This window comes from Pedobacter sp. ok626, assembly GCF_900100435.1.
In the GTDB taxonomy this organism is placed as follows: Bacteria; Bacteroidota; Bacteroidia; order Sphingobacteriales; family Sphingobacteriaceae; genus Pedobacter.
This window is the reverse complement of record NZ_FNEX01000005.1, coordinates 135,132-161,716: the sequence shown is the minus strand read 5'-3', so window position 1 is coordinate 161,716 and position 26,585 is coordinate 135,132. Positions and strand designations below refer to the sequence as shown.

The 26,585-nt window shown below is 39.5% G+C and carries 17 protein-coding genes; 8 read left to right on the top strand and 9 right to left on the bottom strand.

Annotated elements, in window-relative coordinates:
- Positions 1–2 precede the first annotated feature (2 nt).
- From BLS35_RS08945 to BLS35_RS08930, 4 genes are all read right to left on the bottom strand, one after another.
- The gene (locus BLS35_RS08945) at positions 3–3,431 is read right to left on the bottom strand and encodes a TonB-dependent receptor (RefSeq protein WP_207909096.1); all 3,429 of its coding nucleotides are present in this window, start codon (positions 3,429–3,431) and stop codon (positions 3–5) included.
- 306 nt (positions 3,432–3,737) lie between these two features.
- The gene (locus tag BLS35_RS08940; RefSeq protein ID WP_090780002.1) at positions 3,738–4,958 is read right to left on the bottom strand and encodes a FecR family protein; all 1,221 of its coding nucleotides are present in this window, start codon (positions 4,956–4,958) and stop codon (positions 3,738–3,740) included.
- A 58-nt stretch (positions 4,959–5,016) separates the two neighbouring features.
- A complete protein-coding gene (locus BLS35_RS08935) occupies positions 5,017–5,625 on the bottom strand; it encodes an RNA polymerase sigma factor (RefSeq protein WP_090779999.1) in 609 nt (202 codons plus the stop codon).
- Positions 5,626–5,710: 85 nt separating this feature from the next.
- Positions 5,711–5,893, bottom strand: a complete 183-nt coding sequence (locus tag BLS35_RS08930; protein ID WP_090780399.1) for a hypothetical protein — start codon at positions 5,891–5,893, stop codon at positions 5,711–5,713.
- A 125-nt stretch (positions 5,894–6,018) separates the two neighbouring features.
- Here BLS35_RS08930 and BLS35_RS08925 point away from each other — a divergent pair, with 125 nt between their 5' ends.
- The 6 genes from BLS35_RS08925 to BLS35_RS08900 all read left to right on the top strand — a co-directional run bounded on the left by BLS35_RS08925 (position 6,019) and on the right by BLS35_RS08900 (position 15,776).
- Positions 6,019–6,606, top strand: coding sequence for an RNA polymerase sigma-70 factor (locus tag BLS35_RS08925; protein WP_090779997.1), 588 nt, complete (start codon positions 6,019–6,021; stop codon positions 6,604–6,606).
- A gap of 102 nt (positions 6,607–6,708) precedes the next feature.
- Positions 6,709–7,857 carry a FecR family protein gene (locus BLS35_RS08920; protein WP_090779995.1) on the top strand — a complete coding sequence of 383 codons (1,149 nt, stop codon included), beginning with the start codon at positions 6,709–6,711 and terminating at the stop codon, positions 7,855–7,857.
- Between the two features lie 133 nt (positions 7,858–7,990).
- Positions 7,991–11,593: a SusC/RagA family TonB-linked outer membrane protein gene (locus BLS35_RS08915; protein WP_254778781.1), complete on the top strand. Its 3,603-nt coding sequence runs from the start codon at positions 7,991–7,993 to the stop codon at positions 11,591–11,593.
- A 12-nt stretch (positions 11,594–11,605) separates the two neighbouring features.
- Positions 11,606–13,081: a RagB/SusD family nutrient uptake outer membrane protein gene (locus BLS35_RS08910; RefSeq protein WP_090779989.1), complete on the top strand. Its 1,476-nt coding sequence runs from the start codon at positions 11,606–11,608 to the stop codon at positions 13,079–13,081.
- Positions 13,082–13,122: 41 nt separating this feature from the next.
- Positions 13,123–14,451 (top strand): zinc-binding metallopeptidase, encoded by a 1,329-nt coding sequence (locus BLS35_RS08905; RefSeq protein ID WP_090779986.1) that lies wholly within the window; start codon positions 13,123–13,125, stop codon positions 14,449–14,451.
- A 5-nt stretch (positions 14,452–14,456) separates the two neighbouring features.
- A complete protein-coding gene (locus BLS35_RS08900; protein ID WP_090779984.1) occupies positions 14,457–15,776 on the top strand; it encodes a DUF4302 domain-containing protein in 1,320 nt (439 codons plus the stop codon).
- Between the two features lie 76 nt (positions 15,777–15,852).
- Here the strand turns inward: BLS35_RS08900 and BLS35_RS08895 are convergent, their stop codons facing one another.
- From BLS35_RS08895 to BLS35_RS08875, 5 genes are all read right to left on the bottom strand, one after another.
- Positions 15,853–16,923 (bottom strand): glycoside hydrolase family 43 protein, encoded by a 1,071-nt coding sequence (locus BLS35_RS08895; protein WP_090779981.1) that lies wholly within the window; start codon positions 16,921–16,923, stop codon positions 15,853–15,855.
- A 15-nt stretch (positions 16,924–16,938) separates the two neighbouring features.
- Positions 16,939–18,870 (bottom strand): RagB/SusD family nutrient uptake outer membrane protein, encoded by a 1,932-nt coding sequence (locus BLS35_RS08890; protein ID WP_254778779.1) that lies wholly within the window; start codon positions 18,868–18,870, stop codon positions 16,939–16,941.
- Positions 18,871–18,878: 8 nt separating this feature from the next.
- On the bottom strand, positions 18,879–22,361 hold the full coding sequence (locus BLS35_RS08885; RefSeq protein ID WP_254778777.1) for a SusC/RagA family TonB-linked outer membrane protein: 3,483 nt from the start codon (positions 22,359–22,361) through the stop codon (positions 18,879–18,881).
- Between the two features lie 299 nt (positions 22,362–22,660).
- A complete protein-coding gene (locus tag BLS35_RS08880; protein WP_090779977.1) occupies positions 22,661–23,830 on the bottom strand; it encodes a FecR family protein in 1,170 nt (389 codons plus the stop codon).
- 90 nt (positions 23,831–23,920) lie between these two features.
- Entirely contained in the window at positions 23,921–24,511 is a 591-nt protein-coding gene (locus BLS35_RS08875; RefSeq protein WP_090779973.1) for an RNA polymerase sigma-70 factor, read from the bottom strand.
- A gap of 210 nt (positions 24,512–24,721) precedes the next feature.
- On the opposite strand from BLS35_RS08875, the gene BLS35_RS08870 reads away from it, so the two are divergent.
- Together BLS35_RS08870 and BLS35_RS08865 are read left to right on the top strand one after the other, a co-directional pair.
- The gene (locus BLS35_RS08870) at positions 24,722–25,312 is read left to right on the top strand and encodes an RNA polymerase sigma factor (RefSeq protein WP_090779971.1); all 591 of its coding nucleotides are present in this window, start codon (positions 24,722–24,724) and stop codon (positions 25,310–25,312) included.
- Between the two features lie 64 nt (positions 25,313–25,376).
- Positions 25,377–26,555, top strand: coding sequence for a FecR family protein (locus tag BLS35_RS08865; RefSeq protein ID WP_090779968.1), 1,179 nt, complete (start codon positions 25,377–25,379; stop codon positions 26,553–26,555).
- The last annotated feature ends 30 nt before the right edge of the window (positions 26,556–26,585 follow it).

Here is a 26,585-nt window from a genome sequence, read left to right as displayed (position 1 = left end):
TTTTAGTTAAGGATAAATTTCAAACCAAACGTAAATGTCCTAGCCTGTGGATAAGTGCTATAATCAACTCCCATACTCATAAAAGCGGTACTAGATGCGCTAAAGTTTCCTTGAGGATCAAAGCCCGGGTATTTCGTGATCGTAAATAAATTAGCTGCCTGAAATGAAAATTCCACCGTTTTAAACATCCTGTCATTCATTAATTTTTTTGGCAATCGATAAGAAATATTCAGTGCACTTAAACGCAAATAAGACGCATCATGCAAATACCTATCGCTCATAATATTATTGGCACCTCTACCGTAATAAGTTAAGCGCGGCAAAGTACCTTCTTCCCCCCTCATGGTCCAGGAATCTAGTGCCATACTAGGTACATTGTAAACATTCATATCTCCCGAAGTAGATTTTTCTAAATCAAATATTCTTTTCCCGCCCAAAGCATAAGAAAAAGTCGCGTTGAAATAGAAATCTTTCCAGATCACTGTAGAACCAAAACCACCGTAAACATCTGGATTAGCATTTCCTAAATTAGTCCTGTCATCTACCGTAACTTTACCATCTTTGTTCAGATCCATTAAATATAAATCACCCGGATTTTCATAAGTATCACGATAAACACCCTGATAACCAGTCGGCAACAATGGCTTTAAAGCAATGATCTCTTCCTGCGTACGGAATAGTTTTCCAGCATATTTATAGCCATAAAAATCTCCCAATTTACCGCCAACATCTACCCTAAAATATTCATTGGCCGTACCGCCATAAAATTGGGCACTACTGTTTAATTTTTCCAAGCGACCTACATTATGACCAACATTTAAATCAAGTGTCCAGGTAAGATTTGCCGAACTCAGTACATCCCCTTTTATATCAAACTCAAGTCCTCGATTTTTAAGACTTCCAATATTTTGCGTAACCGTACTAAATGCTGAAGATGTCGGTACTGGATCCGAATACAATAAGTTACTTACCGTTTTCTGATACCAACCAAATGAGCCTCTGATCCGGTCATTAAGCAAGCCATAATCAAGGCCAAGATCTATTTGGTTTTGCGATTCCCATTGAAGAATGTCATTCCCTAGTGTGGAAGGAACTATCCCTGGCAATCCATTGTAAATTCTCGCACCCATTAATGTTTGCCAGGCGTAATTACCCAAATTCTGAGAACCTGTTTTACCCACAGAGCCACGTAGCTTTAAGTAAGAAAATATATTGCTGTAAGGCTTAGCAAACGCTTCCTCGGTAATGATCCACCCTAAAGCTGCTGATGGGAAGAACCCCCAACGTCTATCTAGCCCAAAACGTGATGAGCCATCTTTACGCACCGTCCCAGTAACCAAATATCTATTGTTAAACTTATAATTTATGCGGGCAAATCCAGACACCAATGAGTTTGAATAAAGCGAACTTCTGATGCTCGATTTTATAGCAGCACTACCTAAATCAATAAGCACCTCCTCGTCTGGAAAATTAGTACCTATAGCAGAGAAACCTTCACTATCATTTTGTTCCATGGAGAAACCAGCTAAAGCATTAATATCATGCTTACCGAAGGTTTTAAAATAATTCAGTGTATTCTCCCAAACCAATACCGTATTTTCACTTTGATCGATGGTCCTGGAGTTCAAATTACCATCATAAGCTGTTTTCTTAAAAAGATCGGTTTTGTTTGTCGAGTAATCTGCAGTACCGGTTGTTCTTAATTTTAGCTCCTTCATAATATCATACTCCAAAAACATGGACACGGCTCCAGATTTACCTTTCCCCTCATTTCTATCCTGAAGCTCTAACAAAGGATTCTTAGTATAAGTAGAAATCTTATTGATACTGCCATCAGGATTATAAGCAGGAAAATCCGGGCGCATTTTTAGAATTACGCCCAACATCGCATCCTTATTATTGATACTTCTGGCGTTTGCATTGATATTTATGCCCAGCTTAAGGATATCTCTGACTGAAGATTCGAAATTAAAACGCATACCGTAAGTTTTACTATTACCCCCAATTACAACCCCATTCTGATCCTTCATAAATACAGAGGTATAATAACTAGACTGCTTGGTTCCACCTCTTAAAGACAATGAATAATCTTTAGTCGCTTCATTTCTGGTCATTAAGTCCCACCAATCGGTATTTCCACTCAAATAAGCATCCGACCTAAACAAATCATCGGTAATCCAGCCTTTAGTTAAATGACTCGTATTCTTAAACTTACTGTTAAATTTAGCTTCATCGATAAATTGTCTGGTAAAGTAGTCTAACCCACCTACCGACATTACAGCCTCTCTAACAGAAGCTTTAGAAAGGTTGATGTATTCATCAGCAACCAATACCCCGATTTTACTTTTATCGATAAACTGTTTACCATATCGAGTTGAGAATTCAATGGTAGGTTTCATTCCTTCACGGCCATGCTTGGTGGTAACAAGCACCACACCTGCTGCACCACGTGAACCATAAATAGCGGTAGCAGAGGCATCCTTTAATATGTCGATAGATTCAACATCATTTAAATTAAGGTTATACAACTTGTTTGCAATATTTCCAGATATAGAACTATTAATTCTTCCATCTTTTTCAAAAGATGTATTTGAATAATCCGGAACACCATCAATTACCCAAAGAGGTTGATTATTGCCGGACAATGAAGATGCACCGCGAATAATTACAGAAACAGGCGATGATGGTGATGCCGATTGGATCATTACATTTACCCCCGCAGCCTTACCCTGCAACAGGCTCTGAACGCTCGCCCCCATTGGTGCATTTGCAATCTCAGCAGTACCAAGGTGTGATACAGATCCGGTTACGTCTTTCACTTTAGAAGTACCATAAGCAACTACAACAACCTGATTTAAGGATCCTTCAACATCTTCAAGGATAATCGTAACTGCATCAGCACTCTTCCCTATAACTTCCTGAGGTTTATAACCAATAAATGAAACATAAAGAAGCACCTTCTCTTCGGTATCTCTCAGTTCGAATTCCCCCTGTGCGTTCGTCTGCACCACCTTATTCGTATTCTTGATTTTCACAGTTGCACCTGGCAATGGTTTTCCTTTAGTGTCCACAACCCTGCCCTTAATAGTCTTAGGCGGTGCTACTTGAGTCTGAATATTCAAATTCCCCCCAGTATAAACTCGTTGTGTGATGACAATAGTTTTATCTTCTATACTATAATCGAGCGATTGGTTTTTAAAACAGGTCTTCAATACTTCAGACAACTGTGCCGCGGATACATCGAGCGTTACTGGTTTTGCCTGGTCAAGCAATTTAAAATTGTAAAAGAAGACGTATCCCGTTTGTTTTTTTATGGATGTAAAAACCTTTTCCAGGGGCACATTTTTCCCTGTAAAAGTAACCGTTTGTGAATAACTGCTCGCAGAGACATTCATCACCACCAATGCGGTTAAGAAAAAAGTCAATTTCATAATCAGTACTAGTTTAGCTGATAAGATTTGTTTTGGAGACCGGAGCAGAACACTCCAAAACTGGTTCTGATTATCAGTGTTTAGATTCGGGGAGGCATAATACACCTCCTTATGGCGACTGTTTTCACAGCATACGCCAGACTTAAAAAAAATCATACATTTGTTTAGTTTGGGTTGATAATACGGTTAACGAAAATTGTACAGTAGACCCAGATACCTTTACTGATCAATCAGCAAACGGAGCCAGGAGTGTATCGAGCACTTCTGGTTTTTTTTAGGGTATTTACTTGTATTAAGAAAGTAAATTTATGGCATAACGATCACCTCCTTTCCTTCTATCCTAAAATGAACTCCACTTTTATTTAGTATTTTCAGCACCCGAGATATGCTAAGGTTCCTTTGAATTTCCCCCGAAAATGCGAGTTCGGGTGTAGCTCCTTCATAACGCACATCCACATCGTACCATCTTGAAATTTGTCGCATGATGGCCTTTATATCTGCATTATTAAATTGAAAATAACCTTCTTTCCAGGACATTACCTCTCCAACATCAACTTGATTAGTACGAATCAGCCCACGAGCAAACTGCGCCTGTTCACCAGGATGAATTACAATTTCAGCGGTCTTAGCTTCTTTAGTTTTTGCAGCATTACTTACACGAACTAAACCTTCTAATAACGTAGTCTTAATGCTACTTTCGTCTGTGTAAGCATTGATGTTAAAATGCGTTCCTAAAACCTCTACTTCCTGTCCATTACTACTTACCACAAAGGGTATATGTTTGGTCTTTGTTTTAGTTACTTCGAAATAAGCCTCGCCACTCAACTCAACCATTCGTCGGTCTAGCCCAGAAAATGAAGAGGGAAAACTAATAGAAGAAGCCGCATTGAGCCAAACTTTAGTTCCATCGGGTAACTCCACCTGGTATTGTCCACCACGTGGAGTAGATATCATAATTTTCTCAAGATTGTTTATTGTATTTCCTTCAGATAAATGCTCCAGACTACTCCCATCACTGTAACTCAGCTGAGCAGCATCAATCACCACTCCTCGCTTTGCATCACTTAGATTAATGACTTGTCCATTAGCCAATGTCATTGTCGCAATATTTTTGCCAGGCTTAATATCATTGGCCATAATGGTCGCTCTGCCACCTTTCTGCTGAGCAGTTTGATAAAACCAAAGTCCGGCACCAATTGCAAATACGATGGAAGCCGCAACAATAATCCTCGGCCACAGCTTTACTTTTACCGGTTCATGGTTATCCTCGTCCACTATGTAACCAGCCTTTCTCTTTGAGAAGGCTTCCTTAAATGCAGCATAATCCGCACGAAAATGCCGATCAGTGATATTCCCATTTAATTCGAAATATAGCTTTTTTGCCTTTTCTAACTGATGCTTTTTTTCTGGATGAGCTGCAACCCATCTGCTCCAATAAACAACATCGGCATCGTCATTCCCCAGGCAATAGCGCTGGAAAGAGACATCACATAAAAAGTCCTCTATGTCGTAAGCTAAATGGTCCATTTATTAAAATTTAGCTATAGAGGAGTAAACCATTTCCTTTTTACTACAAAAATTAAAATTATTTCAAATAAAGTGTTAAAAAGATCACAATGCAGAGCAGACTGTAATAATCTTCACCATTTTTTTCCTTTAAACTCTCCCGAAGTTTTTTTATGGCATCGTGAGTGATGTTGTAAGCAGTCCTTTTGGTGATACCGCATTTGTCCGCGATTTCATCATAGTCCAGATCATCAAAAAACTTGAGTTTAATCAATTCCTTTTCCCTTTCCGTTAACACTTCCATGGCTTTTAATAAGGCTGAGCGAAGGACTGAATTGTTTTGGATGGCATCAAAATAATCAGCCTGACTAAGCCCCTCTTCCATCAGATCAACAGCTTTCCCTTCCTTGATTCTCCTTGTTTGTACAGATTTAAAATGGGAGAATGCAACACGCTTAAGACAGGTAATCAGATAGGCGCGAACATTGGTTACTTCTGGCAGCTTTAATCGGCTGTCCCACAATTGCATTAACATATTGGTCAAACATTCGTTGGCTATTTCTCTATCTCCCGTAAGCTTTATTCCATAATTGATAAGGCCCAGATAATGCATGCGATAGAGCTCCAAAAAAGCTTCCTCATCACCTTCCTTAAATTTTAACCATATAAGATCTGCCCCATCTTTCATCCGCCAAATATATCTACATATCTTTTATAATTAGATAGCGATCAAAAATTATCCAGTTGCCATAGCTTAGCCCTTAAGCTTAAGCCTATCGCTTAATGACAATGGTTCGGCCTGTAACTAAATGAAAGGTATAAATCCGGTATAGACCATCATCAGAAGTCTCAATACTTTCAACCAGGCCAGTCTTACTAAAGGTATCCGTTACCAAATCTCCCTTCTTAACTTCCTGAAGTACTTCTGATGGTGTTTCACTATTCAATCTAATCATGGTCTGTTTTTTTGGCAATGATACAACTTATTGGTCTTACCACAGCAAAATGTTGAGTATAAGATTGATTCTCAGTTTTAAAAAACTATTAAATTTCTGTAAACTTGCAGCTTTAGGGATAAAAAATGGCAAGCTATGCTTCACTTTCTGATCAGGAACTGGCAGACCTTTTAAGGCATGGCAATGAAACCGTGTTTAAAATTATCTACGACCGTTTTTGGAGCAAACTTTACTTTGTTGCCTCGAAACGATTAAATGATCCCGCCGAAGCAGAAGAAGCCGTCCAAGATATCTTTTTAAATCTCTGGAAAAACAGAGAGCGCTTTCAGCTTAAAGTTAATTTTGAGAATTATCTGGCCGTAGCCATAAAATTCCAGGTGATTAAAAGAAGAGCTAAACGTTTTAAAAGATCTATTATTGAACAACAACTTGGAACTGAAGCTGAATTGGAGAATTTTCAAAACCAGAACTACGATTGGAGTCAATTCGACTTAGAAGAACTTCAAGGGCGATTAAGTAAAATCATCGACACGTTACCGCCGAAATGTAAATTGGTTTTTAACATGAGTAGAGATGAGAATTACACCAACAAAAAGATCGCTGCTGAATTGGGGATCTCTGAAAAAGCTGTAGAAAAGCATGTCACACAAGCCCTAAAAGTTTTAAAAACCAAACTGGGCCTATCCCTGATATTTATACTCTTCCTCAATTGAAAGCTGCCTTGTCCGGAACAAAATTCAAAAAAATAAAATAAATTAAAATAAAAGGTAGGGTATAGCAGTACTCGTGGAACTATGTTCTAAACTGCCCTAAAAATGGACGAACATAAAATAAATATGCTTTCCGATAAAATCGTTAAAGGCACCATTTCCGAACAGGAAATGGAAGAATTTAACGAATGGTATGCTACTTATGAAAATCTGGAGCAAAATGTAACCACTGATGAAAACCAGGAAGCCTTAGCCGAACGCATATTTAAAAATATAACAACAGAAGCTAACCTACAGATTTCAAAACCGCACCGCATTAAGATGTGGCCGCGTATTGCTGTTGCCGCTTCCTTTGCTTTGGTACTAGGAATCAGTTTATTTTATTATTCGGAAAAGCAAGCGGACAAAATGAGACAAACTGCCTATCTGAAAAATATAAAACCGGGCGGAAATGGAGCAATACTAACCTTAGCCGATGGTCGTAAAATCAGATTAGATGCCGCTACAAAAGGAGAATTGGCTAATGAAGCGGGAGTTCGCATTACCAAAACTAAAGATGGCCAGATTCTATATGAAGTAAAAGAAGCAACCTCAGCAAAGGATAAAATCAACACGCTCTCTACGGCTAAAGGCGAAACCTATACCATTACCCTACCCGATCAAACCAAAGTATACCTTAACGCAGCCTCCTCCCTCAGCTATCCGGCTTCATTTGCAACACTTAATGAACGAAAAGTTGAACTTAATGGAGAAGCATACTTTGAAGTATCAAAAGACAGTTCCCACCCTTTTATAGTTCGGACAACCGATCAGGAAATCAAAGTGCTGGGTACCCATTTTAACGTCAATTCTTATAAAGAAGATGGAAACACCAAAACAACTTTATTAGAGGGATCCGTTTCAGTTGGCTTTTCATACAATAAAAATGAAACAGACGTAATCATTAAGCCTGGCGAACAAGCCTACATAAAAGCAAATAAAATCTATGTCGACCAGGTAAAAACTGAAGATGCAATCGCCTGGAAAAATGGTTATTTCAGATTCAACAACGAAACGTTAGAACAGGCGATGAATAAAATTTCCCGTTGGTATAATGTAAGTATTGAATACAAAGACCCGAACATTAAGAGCAGAAATGTTTACGGTTCATTGAGCCGATTTAGCAGCATAGCTGATGTATTAAACCTTTTAGAACTTACAGACGCCGTAAAGTTTGAAATAGAAGCGAATAAAATCATCGTATTGAAAAAATAAAACAAATAATACCCGAATAGAAACCAAAAACCACCCACACAAATTATTACGAATTAACCGATTAGAAATGTATAAAATTTATACCAAAATTTTGTGCAGGCAATTGCGCTGCATACACAAATCACTATTAATAATGAGGTTGACAGCCTTACTATTAATGACTACCCTACTACAGGTTAGCGCTTCTTCCTTCGCTCAAAAGCTAACCATGAACCAAAACAAAGTATCTTTTGATGAGGTATTTAGAGAAATTAGAAAACAAACAGGCTATGATGTATTGTTGATTTCAAAAAAGATCAAAAGCACAGAGCGTATAGATGTTAAATTCAACAACACCCCATTGGAGAAAGTAATGGATGAATTGTTGAAAGGGAAAAACCTAAACTATACGATAGATAAAAAAACAGTGGTCATCAAAGAAAAGGAGACGTCTTTTATTGATCGTGTAATTAATCGCTTCGCTACAATTGATGTAAAAGGAAAAGTAGTAAATGAAAACAGCGAAGGTTTACCCGGCGCTACAGTTGCCGTAAAAGGCTCATCACAGGTAACAAAAACGAATGCCAATGGCGATTTCGTATTGCCCAATGTAGATGAGAATGCGACTTTAGTAGTCTCTTATATCGGTTTTGAAAACCTGGAAATCAAAGCTGCAAGGGATTTGAAAGTAATTAGACTGACTTTGCAAACCAGTAGCCTTAATGAGGTGAACATTGTAATGACAGGATACCAGGACCTGAATAAAAAACTTTTTACTGGAGCATCAGCAAAAATTAAAGCATCAGATGCTGAGCGTGCCGGTGTTCCTGATGTTAGTAGAATGTTGGAAGGTCGTGTTGCCGGTGTTTCGGTACAAAATGTTTCCGGTACTTTCGGAGCCGCTCCTAAAATCAGGGTTAGAGGTGCAACTTCCATCAACGGTGAAAATAAACCCCTATGGGTAGTAGATGGTATCATATTAGAAGATGTGGTAAACATTTCCAATGAACAACTTTCTACTGGTGATCCAAGTACATTAATCGGATCTTCTGTAGCTGGATTAAATCCTGATGACATCGAAAGCTTCGAAATATTAAAGGATGCATCCGCAACAGCAATGTATGGTGCCCGCGCAATGAATGGGGTAATTGTTGTGACGACTAAAAAAGGTAAAAAAACAGATGGTAAACCGGTACTTTCTTACACAGGGAACTTCACCACCTACCTAAAACCTTCTTATAATGAATATGACATCATGAACTCAGCTGATCAGATGTCTGTATTTGCAGAAATGATGAACAAAGGTTGGTTAAATCATTCTGAAGTTTCAAGAGGTGCAAGTGGCGGTGTATTTTACAAAATGTACAATGAGATGTACCAGTATGATGGCGCAACCGATCAGTTCAATTTAAGAAATGATGCACCTAGCAGAAAAGAATTTTTAACGCGATATGCCAACGCAAATACCGATTGGTTTGACCTGTTATTTAAAAATTCGTTTATGCAGGAACATGCGCTAAGCGTAACCAGTGGAACGGACAAATCTAAGTTCTACATATCTACCAGTTACTTAGGTGATAATGGCTGGACTGTTGGAAACAGCGTTGAAAGATTCACAGGAAATGTGAGGGGTAGCTTTGACTTATCTAATAAACTAAGCATTGAGTTAATCACCCAGGGATCGATCCGTAATCAATTTACACCGGGTTCCCTTGGAAGAAGAAGTAGTGCCGTTAGCGGTCAGTTTACCAGAGAATTTGACATTAATCCATTTACTTATGCCCTAAACACCAGTCGTACGCTTACTGCTTTCGACGAACAGGGAAATAAAGAATTCTTTGTTCAAAACTTTGCCCCTTTCAATATTCTGCATGAATTGGAAAACAACACCATGCAGCTTAAAATGATCGATTTTAAAATTCAGGGTGGTTTGAAATATAAAATCATCAATGGCCTAAAGTATTCCTTTGATGCTGCTTACCGCTATGTAAAAAGTGATAATGAGCACCGCATTAACGACAATTCGAATATGCCTATGGCTTATAGAGCCGCAGGTGATTCTTACGTAATCAATAACAATAAATTCCTTTACAAGGATCCAGATAATCCAAATGCTTTGCCAAGAGTAATCTTACCAGCAGGTGGCTTTTACAATGTAAACAGCGACAACATGGAAAACTATTACATGAGAAACTCTTTGGAATGGAACAAAGAATATAATGGTGATCATTTGCTAAATGCATTCTTATCTACCGAAATGCGCTTTACTGACAGACAACGTCGCGCATTTGATGGAGTGGGCTATCAATACGATCGTGGTGGTGTACCATTTATCGATCCCGACTATTTTAAGAAAAGTGTGGAGAGTAACTTTTTCTATTACAACATGAATACCATGAAAGAAAGATACCTTTCTTATCTAGGTAGAGTGGCTTACTCTTACAAAGGCAAATATAGTATTAACGGTACCATGAGGTACGATGGATCTAACTTACTTGGTGGTACAACGACTGCCAGATGGTTGCCAACATGGAACATCAGTGGTGCATGGAATATGGACCAGGAGAGCTTCTTTGAAAAGCAAGATGTGTTAAGCAGAGCTACGATAAGAGGTACTTATGGATTAACGGCCAGCATGGGGCCTGCAACAAATGCAAGTTTGATCTTGAATAACCAAAGTACAAAGAGACCATTTTTAAGTGATATTGAAACTGCATTGGTTATTGGTGGACTTAAAAACGCTGAGTTGACCTGGGAAAAACAATTAGAAACCAATATCGGCTTTGATCTGGGCTTTTTAAAAGACCGTTTAAGTCTTACAGTAGATCTTTACAAAAGAAATGGCTATGATCTGATTGGTGCGGTAAGAACTTCAGGCATCGGTGGTCAGTTTATAAAATACGCCAACTATGCCGACATGAAGTCCAGAGGTATTGAGGTAACAACTGCAGGTCAGATATTGAATGGAAGCGGATTAAAATGGCGTTCTCAATTAAACTTCGGTTACCATAAAGGTAAAATAACCAAACTGGAGAGTGTTCCATTGGTTTGGAACCTAATTTCTGCAGGCGGTGATGCACTGGAAGGTTATCCACAAAGAGGATTGTTCTCCGTTCAATTTGATGGATTAAATCCACAAACAGGTACCCCTACTTTTGTAGGTGTAAATGGCGAACGTCATGTAAGCAATGTTTATTTACAGGATGATAATATTTCTCACCTAAAATATGAAGGCCCGACAGATCCATTAATGAATGGGGGTTTCTTTAACACCTTTACTTACAAGAGTTTCTCTTTAAGCACGCTTTTAACCTTTAGTGCAGGAAACAAAATCAGGTTAAACCCTGCTTTCTCTGCAGGCTATAACGACCTATCTTCTATGTCTAACGATTTTGTTGGCAGATGGATGCAACCGGGAGATGAATTGAGAACCAACATCCCTAGTATAGCGGATAAATTTGTAAACAGTAATCTGGGTTCTGATTATCCTTACAATGTGTACAATTACACAGATGTAAGAGTAGCTGATGGTGGTTTTATCCGTCTTAAGCAAATTATGCTAACCTATAGTCTACCAAAACTTATCTCTGGAAAAATTGGCGCAAACAACGCTTCAGTTAGTGTTGTAGGAAACAACATCGCCTTGTTGTATGCTGATAAACGCTTAAACGGACAAGATCCTGAATTCTATACTTCAGGTGGAGTATCGCTTCCTGTTCCGCGTCAATTTACGGTCTCATTAAAATTAGGTTTCTAAACACAGATTAACATGAATTTAAACAAAAACTTAAAATATATACTACTTGCAACGCTTGCGTTTTCTACCACAGGTTGCGAGAAATACCTGGACACAGTTCCAGACATGCGTTCGGAATTAAACTCCGTTGAAAAAGTAGCCGAACTCTTAACCTCCGCCTACCCTAAAGCAGAATACATCAGCTTTACAGAACCTGCTTCTGATGCAGCAGAGGATAAAGGCCCAAGTGAAGGTACAGAAGACCCTACCAATACAGATCCTTATATGTGGCAGGAAGTAAGAGACCGCGCACAAGGTTCTACCGATTTTTACTGGAACGCATGCTATACGGCTATTGCCGCAGCAAATGAGGCATTAAGTTATATCGATAAAAACATGAACGATCCTAAGATTCGTCCTTACAGAGGAGAAGCCTTAGTAGCCCGTGCTTATGCACATTTTATGTTGGTAACCCTGTATGCAAAAACTTATGACATCAATGGTGCAAATGATGCGCCTGGTGTACCTTATGTTACCGCTCCTGAAACTGTAGTTTTTCAGAAATATGACAGAGGAACTGTAAAATCTGTTTATGAGCAAATACAACGTGATTTAGAAGAAGGCTTACCATTGATCAAAAACACAGCTTATAAAGTACAGAAATACCACTTTAACATTGCTGCAGCAAACGCTTTCGCTACCCGTTTCTACCTTTTCAAAGGTGATTACAATAAGGTAATAGACCATGCAGGTAATGTTTTTACCGGTGAAATTGTAGAGACAAACTTGCGTCCATGGAGTACTGAGTATTTTGCATTAACCCCACAGGATTTGCGGGCCAGATTCTCACAAACGACCGAAAAATCTAACTTGCTGTTAATCGAAACAGTTTCATGGTGGGCAAGAAGAGGCTCACAAAGATTTGGTTTCGGTCAGAAATTGGCCGATGAGATCTTTAACCGCAGTAATGCTACCGGTAGAGTCTGGGCACATAAATTATACTCTTTTGGTGGTGCGCCGCATTATACAATGGCTAAATGGAAAGAGCATTTCTCTCTTACCAGCGTAAATTCAAGCTCAGGAATCGGCTACACCATTCTCCCTGCTTTTACTACCGATGAAGCCTTATTAAACAGAGCCGAAGCTTATGTGGAGTTGGGAAGTACAGAACTAGCTTTAAAAGATCTTAACAGCTTTATTAGTACCAGAATTGTGAATTTTAATCCTGCGACTGATGCTTTGACACTGGATAAACTAAAAGGTTTTTACAGAAGTACCAATGAAAAAGAAGTACTCATAAAAGGAATTCTTGATTTCAAGAAAATGGAATTCATTACAGAAGGCATGCGTTGGTTTGATATCTTAAGACATAAAATGACGGTGAAACACAACATATTGGATATTAACGGAAAAGAGAAAATCGTTGAGCTTACGCCGACTGATCCTCGTAGGCTGTTCCAGTTACCCAAAGAAGTTGTCCTTTCGGGAGTAGCACAAAATCCACGTTAAAATAGGCAGACATAAAAATTAATATAAAAATATATTTTCTAATGAAACGATTGATAAACTATATAGCTATTCTGTGTCTGGCGCTGGCGTCTTGTAAAAAAGATGGCCCACTTAACGCCAATATGGACAACTTTAACATCGATTCCTTTAAACCGGGAGCAACAGACGAATGGTTGCAAAAGGAATACCTTGATCCATTCAATATTGAGGTTTTATACCGTTGGGATCGCTATCAGGTATCCTTGGCTAAGGACTTAGTTCCACCACTGGAGAGCAAAGTTATTCCAGCTATGGAAACGGTAAAATCCATCTGGCTTAGCCCCTATTTAACCGTTGCAGGTGCAGAATTTATTAAACCTTATGTGCCTAAGCAAATTGTTTTAATCGGCAGTGCGGAATATAATAATGATGGTACCATCACACTTGGAACTGCTGATGCCGGTAGAAGAATCAACCTATTTATCATTAATAGTTTTCAGAAATCAAACACAGCCAATGTAGAACAAATGATGCATACCATTCATCATGAGTTTGGCCATATACTTCACCAGAATTCACCAATACCTGAAGATTTCCCAAGAATATCTCCGGAATATGCAGCAAACTGGACTGCTAACGTAAATACAGCCAATGAAGCAAAAAGACTTGGTTTTGTTTCCAGATATTCAAGAAGTAATGACAATGAGGATTTCGTAGAAATGATTGCATTTCTACTGGTAGAAGGTCAGGATTGGTTTGATGCTTATGTAAATACCGCAGGTGACTTAGGAAAGCCTAGATTAAGACAAAAGGAACAAATGATTGTAAACTACTTCAAAATGGCTTACAACATCAATTTCAGAAAGTTACAAGCCGAGGTTAAGGCTTCATTTGATAGAGAAACTGGTCGTACCACAACCTTTGCTTTCAACTTAGGCAGAAATACTTATAGTAAGATGACTGTTGCAAAAAGCGATGAAAATCATTCTACGTCATTTACTACTGCCTATACTTCGGCAGCCGCAGCTGTAAAAACAGCCAGCGCTGCGCTTACTGTAGCAGATCAATTTGAACTAAGGTTTGGTATGCTGGTTGGAAAACCAATTGCAACCCTGGTGATGACGGTTAAAAATGGCAGTACAAATGAAGAATGGTTTTTCAATTACAAAGTAACTGTTGTAGGTGATAAAGTGACTTTTGTAGCGGACAATACGATTACAGGAGTAGAAACAGATAAAGGAACAAAATACAGACCTCAATTAAAACCATTGCTAGATATCATTGAGCAAGCTTCCATAGCATCATTTTTATCTCCACAAAATTTAACAAAAGGGGGCTTCAAAGGCGAGGTTAATACTTCAAATTACTTTTACGGATCACTCATCAGATAATTACTATGAAAATCAAAATATTAAGCATACTCTGTTTAGCACTGGCATTAAGCAGCTGTAAAAAAGGATCCGAAGATTTAATGATCGACGGAAAACTGCCGGAATTAAGATCACAAGAAAGTTTAGAAACATACGGTAAAACACTTACATCTGCCAAGAATGGCTGGGCCGGCTACCTATTTACTGAAGGTGGTGGTGGCTACGGCTTTTACATGGACTTTAATGACCAGGACCGTGTAAAAATGCTTGCTGAAATTGATGCTGGCACCGCCAAGGATTTGATGGAAAGCACTTATAGACTTAAAGCAGTTATGGGAGCTTCCCTAATATTCGACACTTATAACTATCTGCATTTACTTGCAGATCCAAATTCGGATGTTGTTGGCGGAACTGCCGGCGTAGGTTTTAAATCTGATTTTGAATTTGAGTTTTCCGCCATAAAAGGAGACACCATTAAACTTGTTGGAAAAAAGAGAAGAAGTGATTTGTTTTTGGTGAAGCTGAATGCAGAGCAGCAAGATTTTTACCTGAAAGGTGGACTTAAAACCTTAATGTCAGATTTGACGGGCTATTTCGATGCCAACAAAAACCTTTACATCACAGGTAATGAGGAGGTGAGCAAAGTTCAATTTTCTGTGAACATGACGCTAAATGTGAAAAAGGCCTTTTTTACCTGGTTAGAAAATGGTGTGGTAAAAACAGCCGAAGCACCTTTTGCCTATACAACCAATGGGATGTTCTTCAATAAACCGCTTGTTTTTAACAATATTGCATTCAAAACAATTGAATGGAATAAAGCTAAGAACCAGCTTATAGCAACAACTACCACAGGGAAACAAATTGAGATTTTAAGAGGTGATCTTCCAATCATTCCATTGCATATCTTAATGGGAACTGATCGTTTTAAATCTATTACCGTGTTCTCTACCCCATTCCAGACCTGGTCGCCAAGCTTTACCAGCATGCGTGCTACGATGTCTACTTACTTAACCCTTAACACGAGAAGACTGGGCAATATTAATTTCATTTTCAATGATGAAATCAAACAAATGAAGATTACGGTTACTACTTTCAGAAGTATTCTTCCAACAGTTTCTGAATTTATTTACACCTATACTAAGACCGTAGATGGAACCTATGATTTTGAATTTGTAAATACTGAAGAAAGAACAGCTGTTATATTGAATGCAGTTTTACCGCTAACAAAAATCTTTGCTGATCATAAATTTACATTGGATTACAAATTAGACCCGGTTCAAGGTCAGGTTGGTAGTATTACCAGTGTTGATGATCCTAATTATTATCTATCAGGAGAATTGAAATAATCATTATTACAACTATATTAAAAAGGGCAGGCATTATATAAAATGCTTGCCCTTTTTAATGAATCACCATATTCTATTATTTCAAAGTAGGCCCCTGCACTACAAGCTTACCATCTTTAGTAACCTCCATCCTATCTATAAATACCAATCTTTGGTGCCCTGTTGCTTCGGTACGTCCATGATATACGCAGAGCATTTCCTTACCATCTGGGGTATATGTGATGCTATTGTGCCCGGTTCCACTAACCTTTCCTTTTTTCTGTAAAACAGGATTATTATCTGCCTTTTTAAATGGGCCTAATGGGCTTTTTGAGATCGCATAACCTACCGCATAGTTTTGCCCGTCGAAATTGTTTGCTGAGTACATCATGTAATAAGTATCCTCTTTTTTGAAGATAAAAGAACCTTCGGTCCATCTCCGGTTTACCTCTTTAGATGTTACTGAACGACTTTCCCATTCATCTTTTAGGTTCCCCATTTTAACTGGTGGTCGGAGTAACAAAACAGGCTCTCCTATTATGTCCGAAAAGTCAGGCTTCAGTTCTACACCATATACCCAGCTTTCTTCCACTTGATCATACCATCCTTTTTTCTTTGCCCACTGTGCTACTTCACTTTTTACCGGATGTTTATAGCAGCATCTCGAGTAGTATAAATAGACTTTACCATTTTCGAACCACAGATTAGCGTCTATGACGGGATACCCCGGATCAAAAATAGGGCTATTGTTCATATCTGTGAAGGGACCTGTAGGTCTATCTGAAACTGCTACCCCGATCTTAAAATTTTCTTTTTCCTTATTGGGATTCTGCTTCCACTGTGCACTGTAGAACATATAATACTTACCATCTTTCTTGTAAACTTCTGGAGCCCAGAAAGAATGTATACCCCAACCATTCTGGTTATCATGGTGGTAGACCTGCCCTTCAAACTTCCAGTCTTTTAAATTACTTGACGAATAGGCTCCAAACCCATTTTTAACATCTCCACCAGTGCCATACATATAATATTTTCCGTTATCATGCATTACATAAGGATCTCCAAAAGGTATAGCTAATGGATTTCCGATGGATATCTGGGCCTTCGAACTAAAAACAGCAAGAAATAGAAAAATTAAAAAAAATAATCTCGAGAATGTCTTCTTCATAATAATTTATAAAATTTAATTTGTATCCTCATCGGCTACTGCATCCTGCCATTTGGTCCACATCTCCACACCAGTATCAAAGCCGTTATAGCCGAAATTTTGGCGCAATTTGCCATATAGATTGGAGTTAATTGCATTTTGAGGAATGGGCCAGTAAATGTTATACGGAGTTATGGTGTAATTTCTATTCCTTACAGCCACCTTATTTTTATTGTAATAATCATTATAATGCTGAATACGCTGATACCAATAGCTGTTGTTTGCCAGCGTATTTACATTATAGGTATTGCCCCATTCATCTGTTTTGCCACTTAAAGCCAGACTGTAGGAAATTCTGCTCAATTCCATATGCCTCCATTCTTCCATATACAACTCACGTGCGCGCTCGTTCACAATATCACCAATGTTTACGCTGGTATAGAGCTGGCTGCACTGGGCTCTTCTTCTAATAACATTAACATCTTCTGTAGCCGCTCCAACATTTCCTTTGTAAAACTGTGCTTCAGCCCTTAATAAATAGGTTTCTGCCAAACGATAGCAATACCAATCGGCCGCTCCGCCATCGTTTCTATTAGAGGTAGGAGTTGCCTGAAACACTGGGTCTTCTATGTATATTTTATAATGCGGCCAGTTAAACCAACTACGAATGGTGTCGGTACACAAAAGCGTATTGCCATTATATAATCTCAAGTTTTGTCCATAATAAGTATCTGTAGGATCGTTATACTTCAGCATTTCCATAGTAGCCCAATTTCCTACGGCACTGTTGTGGCGCAGATCGGTCGCATCATTTATCCGGTTAACAGACCAGAGGCCGAATTGCGCAAAGTGGGTAGGCCTGATCATCCCCAACCCTCTTCCTACGGCGCCGTTAATATCATATTCAGCTCTGTATTTGGAATCGGTCTTACCGACAGATAGCAGAACTTTTCCGCTAGGTGATTTCAATGGTGCCTGATTCCACATAGGCCCCCAATTCCGCATAGATTTATATCTGATAGTAGCATCTGTACCCTCACGATTGGGCATAACCAGAACGGCTTCTTTATTTGCCGCGATCGCTTTATTTGCCGGCCGGTGTAAATCCCAGATCACGTTACGGGTAATAGGCCAGGCAACCGGAGATGGATTGTCAAATGTACCGAAGTTCGCATTCATTAAAGCGTAACCGGATCGGTTAATAAGTGTATCTGCCTGAGCAATGGCTTTATCCCACTGGCCTGTAGCCAAGTAACACTTCAGCAGCAACTGGCGGCAAGCCCCCTTGTTGATCATCCCGATATATGCCATTTTTGATTGCTCGGGTACCCATGCTACCGCTTTTTCCATATCGGAAGTGATCATTTCCAGAATAGCTTCACGGCTTGTCGTCTTATAGTTCTGTTTGGGCACAGATATTATTTTGGTCACCAGCGGTACATCCTTAAACTGAAAACAAAGCGCCAGATAACGGAAAGACCTGTGAAAATAAGCCCGTCCCAGGTATTCCTGTTTGGTCGCCTGGTCCAAGCCAGGTACATTATCAATAAAACTGGTAATCGTATTGGCATACTTGATACCATTATAGGTTTCTCCCCAAAAGAAAGAAATCATATTTACGTCATTGTCAAACATGCCATCTGTAGGGGTAAGACGAGTGGCCACATCGGCAAAAATATTACCATCATCTGTTTTACCTGAAACAGCTAAGTCTGAGAGCATATATTCCGTACTTATTGGCACAGATATATCCCTTGTTGTCAAATGGCTCCAATAAGTGCGTAAGTGTCTATCGGACATTGCGATCGTCGCATCAAGACCTGCACGGCTCGAAAATGTAATTTCAGGTTCGTAGAACGAGAGTGGATCCGGTTTCAAAAACCCCTTCTTGCAGCCTGAAATGAAAGTAACAGACAGGATGCCTATTACGAAAAAAACCGATCTATAAAAAATATTCGTTTTCATCATTAATTCGTTTAAAAGCTTAGATTTAAGCCAAGTGAAAATATTCTTGGTGCCATTTGGCCGGTTTCAATATCCCAATAACGCCAGTTCTTATCTTTATTCCATACAGCCAAATTACGTACAGAACCAAAAATCTTTAACTTTTCAATATGCGCAGAAGAAGTTAATTTTCTCGGCAAAGTATAGCCCAGGCTTACATTATCAAGCCTGATAAATGAACGGTCAAATACCCTTTGAGGAGCATTAAGTCCCGCAGGTCCTTTTGATTCTAAGCGAGCCCAGAAATCGCCTGGGTTCTCTATTGTCCAATACGGTTTTTCGTAGGTATTGGCAAGTCCCTGACTAATCGTCGAAGTACCATTATCCTGGTTCAGGTAAGCCTCGTTAAGGCTCTTGTGCCCCCAGTAGGAATAGATATTTACGGAAAAATTGAAATTTTTATAGGTAAAATCATTCCGTAAAGACCACATAATAGGTGCCTGTGTTTGACCCAGAAACTGCTTGTCGTTATCGTTGTAAACAGGTGTAATTTTCCCATTGGCATCAACTTTATCATCTGCAGTGTAATTATTGCTCACTTTAGGATCGCCCGGGCGCTGCCCGTATCTAGCTGCTTCATCAATTTCATTAACCTGCCAGATACCTGTTACCCTATAGTCCCAGATGGAGCTGATGGGCTGCCCAATGAACCATTTATTTCCAATATCATCCACCTCTTTACTCGATACCACATTACCACTTGCATCCAGTACATCTACAAACTGGTAATAAAGATGTTTAATCTTATTGCTGTATTTAGAGAATCCGAGAGTAGTGTTCCAGCTAAAGTTTCTTGCCTTGATATTCTGCGAGTTGACCGACACTTCAAATCCTCTGTTCTGCACCTCACCCAAATTGGTGGTGATGCTGCTAAATCCGGAGAAACCTGGTAATGACTGGTTCATGATCATATCGGTAGTAGACATCTGGAAATAATCCAATGTTGTTGAAATGCGATTATCCACAAAGCCCAGATCTAAGCCTACATTAAAAGAGGCCGTTTTTTCCCATTGCAAATTCTTGTTGGCCATGCGATCTATTCTCAGGTACTGAAATTGTATGTAGTCGCCATTTGCGTTGATATAGCCCTGTGTACCTGTGCCATTAGCAAGGTTAGCCAATGCAACATAGGGATCATCGAGCGAACGATTCCCGTTCTGACCATAAGATAACCGCAGCTTACCATTACTCAAAGGTTTCCACTTAAAGAAGTTTTCGTTGGTAAAGGTCCAGCCTACAGCAGCAGAGAGGAATGTGGCGCGTGGATTGGAGGTGCCAAATGCGGAGTAGCCATCGCGGCGTACGGAGGTGGTGAGCATATACCTATCGTCGTAAGAATAGAACAAACGGGCCAGCATACCATCTGCCGTCTGTCGGGTGTCATCGGAATCAAATTCGCTCAACAGCTTATCCCCCCCTTTAGTTTCATGAAAACCCAACGCGTCGGTAGGCGAGATGTCCCAGGCCTGGAGATTGTCCGACCAGTACTGTCGTTCTTCTGCTTCCTGTACCAGGGTTACATTTACACGGTGTTTTGTTGCAAAAGTATGCTCCCAATTGATGGTATTGTTGAGTGACCAGTCAAAACGTTTATTATTTTCCCGGTTTACACCTGCCTTTTTTGTACCCGGTCTCCAGTCGGGATGTAAAGATGATGTGAAATATCGCTTATAGAACCATTGATATCGGGGCGAAAAATTAAATGAATAATTGATATTTAAAGGCAGCTTTACTTTAGTGGTAAAAATAGAGTTTAACACATTATAGCCACTTTCCAGCTCCTGAAACTGCCTGTTATAATCATAGTTATAACCTCTGACAAGACCTGTCAGCGTTGCGCCCTGCGGGTAGATTTCCAGGTTTCCGTTGTTATCTTTGTAAGCTGCAAAAGGGCTGTTGAAAGTGATGGCACTTTTCCAATCTGTTGCAATATTTCCATCTGACCGGTCCTGGAAATTGATGTTTGCACCGATATTTAACCAGTCAGTTACTATACCGTCCACTTTAAGGTTAATGCGTATAGCCTTGTAATTATCCCCTACAATAACACCCTGGTTTGAAAGGTAACCGGCAGACATATAATAATTGATCTTATCGCTGGCACCAGAGACGCTGAGGTTATAATCCTGGTTAGTACCATCCCGGAAACTGTGATCGTACCAGTCAAAAGTTTTCCCCGCAAGGTAATTGGTCAAAACAGTGTGCCCGAGGCCGATCCTTTTCGCAAAAATCTCCTCATCCGAGCCGACTGCGTTATTACCAGAATATGCTCGCCACGTAGCCTCAGTGATGCCATATCTGGCCAGCATATCCTGCGTCGGCTTTTCATAGTATCCTGGCTTACCTATTGCTGAAGCGTCGCTGCCGCCGACATACGCTTCATAATTACCGGTAGCCGTGTTTTTACCGTAAGTATCTGCCATGTACCAGTCCTGTCGGTATTTGATATAGCCATCCGGCCCCCATACTGGCAGATTGGCGCCCATAGTTGAAAGGCCCAAGTTCGACGTAAAATTAATCTTAGGCTTACCGTGTTTTCCCCTTTTAGTGCTAATAATAATTACTCCGTTGGCAGACTGGGCACCATAAATGGCCGCAGCCGAAGCGTCTTTGAGTATATCCATCTGTTCAATGTCATCAGGATTAATTTCGGATAATTCACCATAGAAGATCATGCCATCCAGGATCAACAATGGAGAATTGTGGTTACCTTTAGTATAAACGGAACGCTGTCCACGTATATTGATAGATCCCCCATTCTTCGCAGACGCATCCAGTCCAATAGTCAAACCCGGCGTACCTCTTAGAATATCTTGGACTGTCCGTGGATTTTCATCGGCAATTTTATCTGGCTTAATCTGTGTAATCGCACCGGTCAGGTCTTTCTTCCTGGCAGTGCCATAACCGATCACCACCACTTCATTTAGATCATCAACGGCCCGTGTCAACCTAATATTTCCCATATCCGCTGCCACATTAACTTCCATCTGCTCATAGCCGATATAGCTGATCACCAATTTATCCCGCTCGTCTACATTTGTCAGAAAAAAGGCCCCATTCTGATCAGTCTTTACCGATTTGCCTTTCCCCTTTATTCCTACAGTAGCACCAACCATTGGCTGGCCGTTCTCATCCAGGATCTTACCCTTGACATCAATTGCACGAAACTTAACAACAAGGTTGTCCAGAAAGGAAGCTTCCTTCTTCTTAATGGTTACATTATGATCAACAATCACATAAGTAAAAGGCAAATCCTTCAGCACAGCCCTTAATGCCTCATCAACTGTCGCATTATTCAGTTTTACATCTTTCAGTTCCTGTTTAGAAATAATCCCGCCCTCATAATAAAAATCATAACCACTCTGTTTTCTGATTTCTTTAAAGACAGATTTTAATGTGATGCGGTTCTCTTTAATGGTAATCCGCTGGCCCAAAGTAGCAGCACTGACTTGCATTAGGGACGCTATTAGTATGACGGTGGTTAATCGCATAATTAGCCATATTTTAGGGTATAACGTGCTCGTTACACTAGGTTTAGTATAAATTTGATACATTTGGTTAGTCTTGGTTCTAAAGCAGTCTGCCTCCGGCGGTCGAAAACTGTAGGCTCTGCGTTAACACTTTTTAGTTTTAATAATTGTTCCAAACGCAACCAGGAGTGCTACACTTCTGGTTTGCTTATTTTATTAATGTTCTACTTCCTGATGTTTGCTCATTTCCTTTCCATTTTAAAGCTTAAAAAATCTTGTTAATTCTATTTGGCCACGTATACTTTTCGCCCTTCAACTTTAAATCGGACCTGTCCGGACGATTCAATATGCCTTAAGACTGCAGAGAGGCTCCTACTTCTGGAAATCCAGCCTCCAGATTTAATGTTCTCCGGTACAGAAGCCTCGTAAACAACATCTACGTTATACCAGCGGGCTATTTTTCGCATCGCTACCCTGAAATCAAGTTCGTCCAGATTGAAATCACCATTTTTCCAATCTATTACGCTCTCTGGACTCATATCTATTACTTTTATGCTATTGCCATTATTTACTGCCTGTTCACCAGGTTTAATCATCTGTTTGATATTGCCCGAAATCACACTAACCGAACCTTCTATCAGTGTAGTAGCCACGATGGCTTCATTAGGATAACTGTTGATATTGAAATGCGTACCCAAAACTTCCACATTCTGTTTGTCAGTAGTCACTACAAATGGATGGGATTTATCTTTAGCAATTTCAAAATAACCTTCTCCCTGGAGTTTTACAGTACGTTTCCCATGTTCAACAAGCCTTGAAGAGTAGGTTAAACTTGAAGCTGAGTTCAGCCAAACATAGGAGCCGTCAGGCAAACGAAGCTTATAAGTTTCCCCGTTTGCCGTAGATAATGTATTCAGTTTGCCTAGTTCACCTGAATTCCCCTCCACTTCATAAACAACTTCCCCATTCTCAGATTTGGTGATCAGCACGCCTGCTTCCTTAGCCACTTCGCCATTTTGCGCATCGCTTAACCTTATTTTCTTCCCGTTAGAAAGTGTTAAGGTAGCTCCGGATATTCCGGGATCAACATCATTTTTGTAAACAAGCTGATCGGGTTGTTTTTGATGAATACCAGGGTAATAAAATAGTAGAGCTCCAAAAATGATCGTAGCCAGGGCAACCGCAACCGCTATACGTGGCCATAATCGAACCTGCTTTGGCGTTTTAGTTTTATGTTCGGCTACTATAGCCTGGAAAATCCTTTCCTTCGCATCAGCAGTTAAACTGTTGAGTACTTCAGGATGCTCGTAATTGTCGGAAATCAGTTCCTCAATAAATTCAGCATAAGCTGGATTCTGCACATAAGTCAAAAATTCATGCCGCTCTTCTTCGGTGATGTCTTTAGATAAATATTTACTACAAAGTTGGGCAAGGCGATTTTGGACGTTCGTCATGTGTCTATTTGGTTAAATCTTATAAGGTTATTTTTAACCTTACTTTATAAGTGACACTTCAGGAACGTTAAGGGGTAGTCGTTTTTGAAATTAATTTAAAAAAATCAAGAATAGCCCCGGGTAGACCAACGCATACCGCTTAAAATGTGCACGAATCGTTGCCAGTGCCAGTTTCATGTGGTAATGCACCGTATCAGAAGAAATATTCAATTGAACGGCCACCTCATCATATTTCAAGCCCTCAAGATGGCACAATGTGTAAACCCGACGTTGCTGCTCAGGCAGTCGGCTCAGTACTTCATCCAAAAGTTCCTTAGTTTCCTTATAGTCCAGTGTCTGTTGTGTACCAAGATCATTATCGCTACTGTTTAATCCCATTTCAGCTTTCACCTTATTGACTATCGCCTCATGGCGAAGCAGATTTAAAGCGTGATTGCGCACCAACCTGTTCAGATAAGCACCAAAATTCTCAATTGTCAGCAATTGATCACGGCTAAACCAGACTTTTAAAAAAATATCCTGTACTATTTCCTCTGCATCAGAACTCGAGTGCGTAATTTTTTGAGCAAAAGTGAATACATACTGTTGATAATGGTCAAAAACTTCTCTGAACGCATGTTCGTCTCCCCTGGCCGTTCTCGCCAGCAAAGCAGTCTCGTTCAATAGGTTTTTATCCCTCATTTTATCGCTCTTGCTTATAATATTAATAAAAAACTAGAACCAATGATAAGTAAAATTTGCCATTTTCCTATTAAACAGCGAAAAAGGTCTCCGACTATGAGATTAAACCATTGTTATTTCTTTAGCTTACATGATCGAGAACATATTATTAAAAAATAATTGAGTATTATTGACTTGTAATAGGAGTAATTAGTTTTAACAACGAAAAGGATGGCCGTTATACCTCTTCATGAAGAACGGGAGCTGCTGGGTAAGACTGCAGAACGCGACCAACGCGCATTTAAAATTTTGTACGATAAGTTTAGTCCAAAAGTATATGCCCATGCATTTCACTTATTGCATACCGAACAACTGGCCGAAGAAATGGTGCAGGAAGTATTTTTTAAAATTTGGCGTATGGATTCAGGTTTACTGGAGATCAATAACCTGGATGCCTATTTAAAAACAACCACCCGGAACCGTTGCTTAAATGTAATCAGGCGTCTAATGCTGGATGGAAAAGCAGACAAAGCACTAACAGAGAATTATATAGAAGCGCACAATGAAACCGAAGAAGCTATTATCTTAAACGATACCAGGAATATAATCAATCAGGCACTGGATCTTTTGCCTCCCCAACAGAAAGAAGTATATCGCTTATGTCACCAGGAAGGGCTTAAGTATGAAGAAGTGGCCACTAAGCTGAACATATCTATCAATACTGTTCAGACTCACATGAGCAGGGCATTAAAATTTCTTCGCAACCATCTGAAAAACAATTCAGATATAGCTGCTGTACTGATCGTTATGAAATTATTTTAATTTTTTTCATTTTCTTGTCACTGTAAGCCATCCAATTTAGTGTCTATAATTAAAAAGGGTGACTATGAATACCAATAACATCAAATTCCTGTATAAACAATACCTGAAATGCAGGCTCAGTCCCTCTGAGTTGATGGAGTTAAAACAATTACTTGCGAATGAAGACAAACAATCGGTTTTTAATGAATTGATTGATCGTGATTGGGACAAATTAGACGAAGAACTCTCCACTCCTTTCCCGGAAGAGAGAAAAGCACATATATTTAATACCATCGTTTCAAAAACTGAAGTTACCAAATCTCCAATGAGACTTTGGAAATATATCGCAGCAGCGGCCGCTATTGTGATCATTCTAACAGGGGCTTACTTTATAAATCAGCACATCAGGTATAAAAATGAGCAGGATCTTTTTGCAAGTAAAATTACCCCAGGAACAAGCGGCGGTACATTGACACTTCCCAATGGTAAAATTATAACCCTCGCAGAAGCTATAAACGGAGAACTCCTGGAAGAAGACGGTGTAACAGTTACTAAAACTTCTGCCGGGGAGTTGATCTATGGCGCTTCGCAGCAAAGCGCTTCTATTGAAAGCGGAACAGATCCGAATAAAATGAATAAACTCCAGACTGCTAAAGGGCAAACTTATATTTTAACCTTACCGGACAAATCAAAAGTCTGGCTAAATGCTGAATCAAGTATTCATTTTCCTTCAAAATTCTCAGATAAAAACCGAAAGGTTAATCTGGTCGGAGAAGCATACTTTGAGATCTTTAAAGATGCACAACATCCATTTTTAGTGGAAAGTGGTGAACAAACAGTGGAAGTGTTGGGTACACATTTTAACATCAGTGCTTACCACGATGAAGGAAGTATAAAAACAACCTTATTGGAAGGAGCCGTTAAAGTGAGCTCAGCAACAGGAAAAACACAGACCCTAAAACCTGATCAGCAGGCTGTTTATGATGGCAAATCCATTGTTATCTCCCCGGCAGACACGGAAACGGTCGTTGATTGGAAAAATGGTTATTTTATCTTTAAAGATGAGGATTTTAAAACTGCCATGCGAAAAATCGCACGCTGGTACGATGTGGAGATCGTCTACGATACTGACATTCCCATTGATCTTGAACCTGGAGGCTGGATCTCAAGAAAGAGCGACATCAGAACTATATTAAATAGAATTGAGGCAACAAGTGGTATTCATTTTAAATTGGAAGAAGGGAGGATTACGGTGACTAAATAACTACTAAACAAAAGATTGCCAAAAAAATAG

Coding starts and splice junctions, on each gene's coding strand:
- BLS35_RS08945 (WP_207909096.1), bottom strand. CDS start 3,431: ATGAAATTGACTTTTTTCTTAACCGCATTGGTGGTGATGAATGTCTCT.
- BLS35_RS08940 (WP_090780002.1), bottom strand. CDS start 4,958: ATGGACCATTTAGCTTACGACATAGAGGACTTTTTATGTGATGTCTCT.
- BLS35_RS08935 (WP_090779999.1), bottom strand. CDS start 5,625: ATGAAAGATGGGGCAGATCTTATATGGTTAAAATTTAAGGAAGGTGAT.
- BLS35_RS08930 (WP_090780399.1), bottom strand. CDS start 5,893: ATGATTAGATTGAATAGTGAAACACCATCAGAAGTACTTCAGGAAGTT.
- BLS35_RS08925 (WP_090779997.1), top strand. CDS start 6,019: ATGGCAAGCTATGCTTCACTTTCTGATCAGGAACTGGCAGACCTTTTA.
- BLS35_RS08920 (WP_090779995.1), top strand. CDS start 6,709: ATGGACGAACATAAAATAAATATGCTTTCCGATAAAATCGTTAAAGGC.
- BLS35_RS08915 (WP_254778781.1), top strand. CDS start 7,991: ATGAGGTTGACAGCCTTACTATTAATGACTACCCTACTACAGGTTAGC.
- BLS35_RS08910 (WP_090779989.1), top strand. CDS start 11,606: ATGAATTTAAACAAAAACTTAAAATATATACTACTTGCAACGCTTGCG.
- BLS35_RS08905 (WP_090779986.1), top strand. CDS start 13,123: ATGAAACGATTGATAAACTATATAGCTATTCTGTGTCTGGCGCTGGCG.
- BLS35_RS08900 (WP_090779984.1), top strand. CDS start 14,457: ATGAAAATCAAAATATTAAGCATACTCTGTTTAGCACTGGCATTAAGC.
- BLS35_RS08895 (WP_090779981.1), bottom strand. CDS start 16,923: ATGAAGAAGACATTCTCGAGATTATTTTTTTTAATTTTTCTATTTCTT.
- BLS35_RS08890 (WP_254778779.1), bottom strand. CDS start 18,870: ATGATGAAAACGAATATTTTTTATAGATCGGTTTTTTTCGTAATAGGC.
- BLS35_RS08885 (WP_254778777.1), bottom strand. CDS start 22,361: ATGCAAGTCAGTGCTGCTACTTTGGGCCAGCGGATTACCATTAAAGAG.
- BLS35_RS08880 (WP_090779977.1), bottom strand. CDS start 23,830: ATGACGAACGTCCAAAATCGCCTTGCCCAACTTTGTAGTAAATATTTA.
- BLS35_RS08875 (WP_090779973.1), bottom strand. CDS start 24,511: ATGAGGGATAAAAACCTATTGAACGAGACTGCTTTGCTGGCGAGAACG.
- BLS35_RS08870 (WP_090779971.1), top strand. CDS start 24,722: ATGGCCGTTATACCTCTTCATGAAGAACGGGAGCTGCTGGGTAAGACT.
- BLS35_RS08865 (WP_090779968.1), top strand. CDS start 25,377: ATGAATACCAATAACATCAAATTCCTGTATAAACAATACCTGAAATGC.